At 64.6% G+C, this 7,609-nt stretch carries 6 protein-coding genes and 1 pseudogene; 5 read left to right on the forward strand and 2 right to left on the reverse strand.

Annotation, left to right across the window (positions count from 1 at the left end; genetic code table 11):
• A pseudogene (locus E2C06_RS34520) lies at positions 1 to 102 on the forward strand (IS5-like element ISMex42 family transposase); the annotation flags it as partial.
• A gap of 6 nt (positions 103 to 108) precedes the next feature.
• Here E2C06_RS34520 and E2C06_RS34525 read toward each other — a convergent pair.
• Positions 109 to 747 carry a MerR family transcriptional regulator gene (locus E2C06_RS34525; protein WP_133293082.1) on the reverse strand — a complete coding sequence of 213 codons (639 nt, stop codon included), beginning with the start codon at positions 745 to 747 and terminating at the stop codon, positions 109 to 111.
• A gap of 359 nt (positions 748 to 1,106) precedes the next feature.
• Here E2C06_RS34525 and E2C06_RS34530 point away from each other — a divergent pair, with 359 nt between their 5' ends.
• A complete protein-coding gene (locus tag E2C06_RS34530; RefSeq protein WP_133293086.1) occupies positions 1,107 to 2,321 on the forward strand; it encodes an ISAzo13 family transposase in 1,215 nt (404 codons plus the stop codon).
• On the opposite strand, the gene E2C06_RS34535 is transcribed toward E2C06_RS34530, so the two are convergent.
• Entirely contained in the window at positions 2,290 to 3,498 is a 1,209-nt protein-coding gene (locus tag E2C06_RS34535) for a recombinase family protein (protein ID WP_133293083.1), read from the reverse strand. The genes E2C06_RS34530 and E2C06_RS34535 overlap by 32 nt on opposite strands.
• 271 nt (positions 3,499 to 3,769) lie before the next feature.
• Here E2C06_RS34535 and E2C06_RS34540 point away from each other — a divergent pair, with 271 nt between their 5' ends.
• The 3 genes from E2C06_RS34540 to E2C06_RS34545 all read left to right on the forward strand — a co-directional run.
• A complete protein-coding gene (locus tag E2C06_RS34540) occupies positions 3,770 to 3,982 on the forward strand; it encodes a transposase (protein ID WP_165982873.1) in 213 nt (70 codons plus the stop codon).
• A 304-nt stretch (positions 3,983 to 4,286) separates the two neighbouring features.
• Positions 4,287 to 4,430 carry a CU044_2847 family protein gene (locus E2C06_RS38195; RefSeq protein ID WP_165982874.1) on the forward strand — a complete coding sequence of 48 codons (144 nt, stop codon included), beginning with the start codon at positions 4,287 to 4,289 and terminating at the stop codon, positions 4,428 to 4,430.
• 135 nt (positions 4,431 to 4,565) lie between these two features.
• Positions 4,566 to 7,609 (forward strand): nSTAND1 domain-containing NTPase (locus E2C06_RS34545; protein WP_133293085.1); only part of this gene is annotated, 3,044 nt, incomplete at its 3' end.

Below are 7,609 nucleotides of genomic sequence, written 5' to 3' on the forward strand. Positions count from 1 at the left end.
CTGAAAGAGTGGCGAGCCGTCGCTACCCGCTACGAAAAGACCGCCGCATCCTTCCTCGGCGTGCTCTGCCTCGCCGCCACCGCAGATTGGCTCAGGCGCTAACGGGGCCTAAACCCGTTTCGGGTTGCTGGAAGCGCGAGTGGCGTGCTGACGGCGCTCGCGTAAGCGCTCGATCTCAATTTCATTGGCCTGGATGAGCCATACTCCCTGTGGCTGTGTGTGACACGGCACCTTGCGGGCTGTGAGCATGCCGGATCTGACCCACCGATGGATGGTGATGGGTGGCATGCCAAGCCGGACGGCGAGCATGCCGACTGTCCACTCATCAGGCAGCCGATCTGGTATTTCCACCAATGGCGAGCGGCCTGGATCAGCGGGCGACAGACCAAGGCGCTGCAGCAGGTCACGGACCATGCTGGCGTTGTAGGTTGCACGCCGCCTTGGCGACAGCCAGCCTTCCGCATTCAGCGTCGTGGCAATCACCGCTATTTTGTGGCCCTCCTCGTGCAAGGCACGCACGCGCTCAAGAAGCGCCCCATGGTCACTCAGCTGGGTGAGCCTTGCTACGGGCCGGCGTAGGTCATGCCGTGTCTGCGTGCCACCCGCCCAATGGCACTCTACGGCCACCATCTCGCTCTCGCCGTTGACGGTGATAACGACGTGATCCAGCATGAGCCGCGCAATCGCCTGCCGGTCCGCTGTCGTGGTCGTCGGGGCATCCCAGAGCGCCGGCACATCCTCGGCCAACCGACGGATTGCCTCGTGCTCCTCCGCCGAGGGCGGCATGGGCTGCGCTGTCAGAAACCGTTCATACTCAAGCTGGAGACGCTGTTCCTCGGCCAGCGCCGCCTCCCAGTTTCCCTCCAGTGTGCGAGCGACCAGGCGGTTCTCAGGCTCAACGGCGTTGTACTGCCGGCGCGCTCTCTCCGCCTCATAGCGCGTCCGTTCCAGGTGCTGGCGCCACTGCCGGTGCAGCGCCGTGCGTTCGAGCTCGAGATCCTCCGCCAGCTGCAGGCTAAGGCGACGCCCAGGAGTAGGTGAATCGCCTGGTTGAGTGTGGGCTGGTGACGATTCCCTGGAAGGCCGACGCGGCCCATGATGGCGGGATGATCGACGAGAAGCCCATTCGTATCAGGTTCAATGCGGTCGGCTCGACGCTGGATGAGCGCGGTCGGCGGCTGCATGCGGCGGCGGAGGCGGTGAGCGCCGGGCATGGCGGTGTGGCGGCCGTAGCGCGGGCGACCAAGGTGGCGCGGAGCACGATTGGTCGCGGCTTCAAGGACCTTCGCAAGCCAGCCTCGCTTACCGGCAGGATACGGCGGCACGGCGCGGGGCGGAAGGCGTTGGCGGTCAGAGACGCAACGCTGCTGGCAGATCTGGAGCGCCTGCTCGAACCTGCGACGATGGGCGATCCGATGCGGCCGCTACGGTGGGTGTCGAAGAGCCACGAGAAACTGGCGGCGGCGCTGCGCGGGATGGACCATCAGGTGAGCGCATCGACGGTTCCGAAGCTGCTGCAACGGCTGGAATATCGTCGGCACGTCAACCGCAAGACAAAGGATGGCAGCAATCATCCGGATCGCGATGCGCAGTTCGAGCATATCAACGCCTGCGCCCAAGCGTGCCAGGCGGCGGGGTTGCCGGTGATCTCGGTCGACACGAAGAAGAAGGAGTTGGTGGGCGAATTCAAGAACCCCGGTAGCGACTACGGACCCAAGGGCATGCCGATCGAGGTCGATGCGCACGACTTCGAGGACAAGGACCTCGGCAAGGTGGTCCCCTATGGCGTCTATGACGTCGGCGCCAACAGCGGCTATATCAGCCTCGGCATCGATCATGACACCGCGCAATTTGCGGTCCACGCCGTGCGACTGTGGCACGATAAGATGGGCCGCGAGCGTTACCCGCACGCCGACAAGATCATGATCACCGCCGACTGCGGCGGCTCCAACGGCCCGCGCCTGCGGCTATGGAAACTCGAACTGCAAGCGCTGGCCGATGCCTCCGGGCTGACCTTCCAGGTCTGCCATTATCCTCCCGGAACATCGAAGTGGAACAAGATAGAGCACCGCATGTTCTGCCACATCACCCAAACCTGGCGCGCAACGCCGCTGATCAGTCGCGTCGCCATCGTCGAACTCATCGGCAACACCACCACCAAGACCGGCCTGACCGTCCGCTGCGAACTCGACACCGCCACCTACCCAAAGGGCATCAAGGTCTCCGACCAGCAGATGGCAACCCTCAACCTCAACACCGACACCTTCTACCCTGAATGGAACTACACCATCAGCCCAAGGCCACCACAGATGACGCCGTAATTTCTGGGCGTCGCCTTACCTCGAGCGCGCTGGGCGTCAGCGCCTGCAGCATCAGTTTGGTGACCAGCCGATCCAGCGAAGGTCCGCTCAGGGACTGGCAGTTAGGGGCTCCGTAACCCCGTGCCAGATTACGGCAGGTGTAGCGGTGTGGTTTCTCCTTGAGGTAGGCCGGCGACATGCGCTGGCCACAATGGCCGCAGACCAGGAGGGCTGCCAGCAAGGCGTCGCCACCCCGCGGGATGCCCAGCCACGCCGTCTGGTTGGCCGCCATTTGCCTGCGGTTCCGTTCGTAGGTGTCCCAACTGATGTAGGCAGGCAGCCGTCCCTGGAGCAGGACAACGGGCTCATTGCTTAATCTCGGCTGAACCGGCCCGGCCCGAGGAGTATGGCGTCCATAGATGTAGTCACCAGCATAGATCGGGTTTTTCAGTATTCCGGCAAGGGCCGTGCGGCTCGGTCGGTGCCACTCCAACTCGCCCTTCTTGGTCACCGCATTGGCCCGGCATGGCAGATGCAGATCGTGGGCGACGAAATAGCGCAGAACTGCATGGACACTGCGGTAGCGTTCGAAGGTGTCGAACACCAGCTGCACTGTGCTACGCACTTGCTCGTCGTCGCCCAGCACGATCTCGCCGCCACGACTGCGAACGTAGCCGCGCGGCAGCGTGAAGAGCAGCTCACCACGACACGCTTTGGCGCGGCGCCCCTCCTGCATGCGCGCGTTCAGAAGGTGTAGCTCCGCCTCGCTGATCGTACCTTTCAGGCCGAGCAGTAGCCGGTCATTAAAGTTGCTCGCACTGTAGACACCTTCCGCATCAGCTAGAAGGGTGTCGGACAACGCGCATATCTCCAGCAACTGATGCCAGTCGCGGCAAGAACGCGCCAAGCGCGACATCTCCATCCCGAGCACCAAGCCAACGTGACCGAGGCCAACTTCCGCAACCAAACGCTGGAAACCAGGTCGGTCAGCCGCCGAGGCACCAGAGCGCCCGAGGTCGTCGTCGATCACCTCAACTCGCCCCTGCGCCCAGCCGAGACGCTGAGCGTGCTCAACAAGGGCGTATTGCAGCCGGGTCGATTCCTGGTTCTGCTCCACCTGACGCAGGGTCGATTGGCGCACATAGACCATTGCCAGACGGTCCAGGTGACGGCCCTGAACCTTCCCCGAGAGGTCCATTGTCCCTCTCCCTGTTGTCTGCAGCGTGATCACGGCCGGGCACCTCCGCGGCGGGCTTGGCCGCGAGGCGGCGGCGGATCATCTGGCCGAGGAGGACCGCAATCCGCTGCCGGTTCACTGCCGGCAAGCGCACCCAAGACATGGCTGCCCTTGGCGGCGTCAGCCTCATGGCGCCTAGCCACCCATTCAACCAGGGCGAGCAACGCGGTGCGGCCAACCCGCGGTCCCGATGTCGCACGGAGTTGCTTTACGGATGTGTCTGGGGCGGGAGATGGAGGTTTTCTACCTCCCGGCCTACAGCCCAGACCTCAATCCGGACGAGGACCTGAACGGCGATGTCAAGCAGGCCGTCACCGCCAAGCCGCTCGCCCGCAGCAAGGGGCAGCTCAAGCAAGCTGTCGTCAACCACATGCGCAGCCTCTCCAGACGGCCAGAGCGCATTCGCTCCTTCTTCCGCCATCCGCAGTTCCGCTACGCAGCTTGATTCAAGAGCACCGAAGCCGGCTCAATAACGCGGTGAACAGTGCGCAAAAACCTGATTGGCTAGGCCAGAGTCTCTGCTACGGTTGCCCGCCGACCAATAATCCCGGGCTCTCAGTGCCAGGCTGGAAATAGTCGGTTTAAGGAGGAGCCATGGGCGGTCGGCTGGTCGAATCTCCTGTCACTGGCGGCAGCAAGCTGTTGGTCGAGGTGGATGATCCGCAGGTCGGCACTCGGCCTGTCGCTTGCGGGTCAGCCGAGAAGGCCAAAGAGAGCTCAGAGATAATGTTGGGCGTAGAGCGCTTGTAATGCAGTTCCAGGATCTCTCTGCCAAACCCGAGCAGGTCAGTTTTGAATTCGGCCTGAAGTTCACCGCTGACGCTCTGATCGCCAGGACCTCGCTCGAAAGCAACATCAAAGTCACCCTGACCTGGAAGTTCGGTGCTGGCTGATGCTCGGCCGGAATCCCGAACGTTGAGGCAGCAAGTGCGGTGACAGCGCCTCTACAGCAGGGGATCGCACGGGTAAGAGCCACAGCTGCCGCCCCCGTTATTGGCACCGCCTTTCTCATCTCTCCTCGCCACGTCATGACGTGTGCCCACGTGGTGAACCATGCACTGGGCCTGGATTGGAACGCGGCCGCGCGCCCGACTGAGCCGGTCTGGGTCGAGTTTCCCTTCGCGCAGGCCGGCAGTCGGCTCGGGGTCACCGCCGGGGTTGTGGAGTGGCGTGCGCCAGGGGAGGGACCGGCGACGGACATCGCGGTGCTAGAGCTTGAGCGCGACGTGCAGATCCGGCCCTACCGAACATCGACTGGGCCGCCAGAGCGGGGCTGGCGCTTCTGGACCAAGGGCTTCCCTGCGGGCCACGATAGTGGGATGGACGCAGCCGGCGAGGTTGGCACGCCGATCGAGCACGGTCGCCTGCTCACCCGAGGCGACGCGCTCCCGGGATTTTTTATCGAGGGCGGCTTCAGTGGCGCGCCTTTACTCGATGATGGCGCCGCAACTAATGCGGTACTTGGCATGGCGGCCGAGGCTGAACGGGATCAGGGCCGGCGCATCGCAATTGTGGTCCCGGCCGAACAGCTTGAGCTCGCTTGGCCGCCGCTGGCGCGTCCCTACAAAGGTCTTGGAGCATTCCAAGAGGCGGATGCGCGCTTCTTCCACGGCCGGGAGCACGCCGTTGAGGAGCTAGCTAACAAGGTGCGGCAGCTTCCATTCGTTGCCATAGTAGGCCGCTCGGGCAGCGGCAAGTCTTCGCTCGTGCGCGCCGGGCTAGTGCCACGGTTGCGCGTCGAGGCGGAAGCCTTGTGCGTTGTTACTTTCCGCCCTGGAGCACCTTCGCCCGACCCCTTCCGCAACCTGGCCGCGGCCCTGATTGAGGCGACGTACGGCGGTCGCAGTGACGCGCTCGAACTGCTGCGACAGGAGGCGGCGCTTGGAGAGCTAGCAGCCTCACTACGCGGCAATCCCGACAGCATCGTCGAGCACCTACAGCGCCTAACGGCAACGAAATCCCGGCTTCTTCCGCTGCAGCTGCTACTTATAGTCGATCAGTTCGAAGAACTTTTCACAGTCGTTCCAGACCCTGCAGAGAATCATCCCGAGCAGAGCCTGCGGGCCCGCTTCGTCCGCTGCCTTGAGGCGGCAACGGACACAAGCCGCATGCGCGACCCGGCAGCACGATGTGTCATCACGATCCGCGCCGACTACATTGGCCGCGCGCTCGGGATGCGGAAGTTGGCTGACGCGCTGCGGAATGCTGACGTGAAGCTCGGACCAATGACCGCGGCCGAGTTGCGACGAGCCATAGAGGAGCCAGCACGTACGCTAGGGATAACATTCGAAAATGGTCTAGTGGACGAGCTGATGCAGGCCGTGGGTGGCTCGGGTGACGCCTTGCCGTTGCTCGAGTTCACTCTTACAGAGCTCTGGTCGGAGCAGCGCGGTCGGGTGATCCGACGTGCCTCGGCTGTTCGCGCCGCGGAGGCGGACATTGTTTTGGCCTCGGCTCTAACGCGGCACGCTGAGGCAGTATTTGAAAATTTGAGTCGGCGCTTTGGTGAGGCGAGCTGCCGAAAGGTGCTCACGTCCTTGGTCTGGCTAGGCGACCCGAGCCGAGAAGGTGAGGATACACGACGGGTGCGGCGCCGAGGTGAGTTCGGGGCGCGCGAATGGGAATTAGTCGAGCAATTTGCCGGGCAGGACCGACAGGCACGGCTCGTCGCAACCGGAGCGAGTCATGTAAGCGGGGAGCCGACAGCGGAGATCGTGCATGACGCCATGCTTCGGCACTGGAAGCGGCTCCGTGGTTGGCTGGACGAAGATCGAGCCTTCCGCCTATGGCTGCAGAAAATTGAGACAGCCGCAGAAGAGTGGCGGCGCACCGGCGATGCATCGGACCTGTTGCAAGGCCGGCGGCTAATTGAGGCGGAGCGATGGCGGGACGAGAGAGCAGCGGAAGATCTGCGGCCGGTCGTGGATTACGTCGAGGCTTCTGTCCGTCGGCGGGAGATGGAACGGGAGCAACAGGAGCGGGCGCGCCAGGAGCAGATCACCGCACTCAAAGCCGAGCGAGCAGCGGCGGAGAGGGCGGCGCAGGAAGCCGAGGCCCAACGCCGAGCAGCACGATGGGCGGCGGACGAGGCCGTGGCGCATCGCGCGGCAGCCGAGAGGGCAGCGGCTGAGGCACAAGACCATCGGCGACGGGCAGAACTCGCGGCTGCCGAGGCGGATGTCCAACGGGCAGTTGCTGAGGCGGCTCGCGCTCGCGAGCGTAAAATGCAGCGTAGAACCATGGTCTTTGCCACATTTGCGACCCTGTTGGCCATTGTGGCCATCGGCTTATGGTCCGACGCTGATGCGCAGCGCAAGATCGCGAATGAGCGTGCATTCCGTGCACATGTGGTGGGCCTTGCGGGCTTGGCGGATGGTGAGGCTGCTACGGGCGACGCAGTGACGGCTCTCTTGATAGCGCTGCAACCGCTGCTGGAGGTGCCGGACAATGAGCCTCGGGGAACGACAGCAGAGGCAGAGCGGGCTGCCTACAACGCCATGCTGCAGTGGCGTGAGCTGGCCTTAATGCGCGGGCACGTAGGTGCAGTGCATTTGGTTGCCTTCTCGCTGGACGGGCGCCGTCTGGCTACCGCATCCTGGGACGGCACAGCGCGCGTGTGGGACGCACAGGACGGGCGCGAGTTGGCCCTGCTGCGTGGGCACGGCAACGTGCTGCAATCGGTTTCCTTCTCGCCCGACGGAGGTCGCTTGGCTACTGCATCGTGGGACGGGACGGCCCGCCTGTGGGACGCACAGGACGGGCGCGAGCTGGTCCAGCTGCGGGGGCACGGGGGCGCGGTCCTCCGAGCCGCCTTCTCGCCGGACGGACGCCGTCTCGCTACCGCCTCGGCGGACGGCACGGCGCGTCTGTGGGATACGCAGGACGGGCGCGAGCTGGTCCAGCTGCGGGGGCACGGGGGCGCGGTGCACTCGGTCGCCTTCTCGCCGGACGGACGCCGCCTGGCTACCGCCTCGGCGGACGGCACGGCGCGTCTGTGGGATACGCAGGACGGGCGCGAGCTCTTGCTGCGGGGGCACGGGGGCGCGGTGCACTCGGTCGCCTTCTCGCCGGA

The sequence above is a fragment of the Dankookia rubra genome, assembly GCF_004355005.1.
GTDB lineage: Bacteria > Pseudomonadota > Alphaproteobacteria > Acetobacterales > Acetobacteraceae > Paracraurococcus > Paracraurococcus ruber_A.

Coding starts and splice junctions, on each gene's coding strand:
- E2C06_RS34530 (WP_133293086.1), top strand. CDS start 1,107: ATGATCGACGAGAAGCCCATTCGTATCAGGTTCAATGCGGTCGGCTCG.
- E2C06_RS34535 (WP_133293083.1), bottom strand. CDS start 3,498: ATGGACCTCTCGGGGAAGGTTCAGGGCCGTCACCTGGACCGTCTGGCA.
- E2C06_RS34540 (WP_165982873.1), top strand. CDS start 3,770: ATGGAGGTTTTCTACCTCCCGGCCTACAGCCCAGACCTCAATCCGGAC.
- E2C06_RS38195 (WP_165982874.1), top strand. CDS start 4,287: ATGCAGTTCCAGGATCTCTCTGCCAAACCCGAGCAGGTCAGTTTTGAA.